This is a genomic window from Streptomyces glaucescens, from assembly GCF_002154375.1.
In the GTDB taxonomy this organism is placed as follows: domain Bacteria; phylum Actinomycetota; class Actinomycetes; order Streptomycetales; family Streptomycetaceae; genus Streptomyces; species Streptomyces glaucescens.
On sequence record NZ_MUND01001091.1, the window covers coordinates 1 to 254 of the forward strand.

1 pseudogene is annotated in these 254 nt (G+C 75.6%); it reads left to right on the top strand.

The features are described 5' to 3' along the window. Positions 1 to 254: pseudogene (locus tag CCN42_RS43105) on the top strand (MFS transporter); the annotation flags it as partial.

Sequence of the window (254 nt, forward strand, 5' to 3'; positions counted from 1 at the left end):
GCGGCTCGTGCCCCTGCTGGCCCTCGCCTCCGGCAGCTCGGTCGCCACCGTCTACTTCGCCCAGCCCCTGCTGGTGACCCTCGGTGAGCGGTTCGCGCTCGGCCCGGGCGTGCTCGGCGCGATCGTCGCCGTGACCCAGCTCGGTTACGCGGCCGGCCTGCTGGTGCTCGTTCCGCTCGGCGACCTGCTCGACCGTCGGCGGCTGGTCACCGGTCAGCTCGGACTGCTGGCGCTCGCCCTGCTGGCCGCCGGGC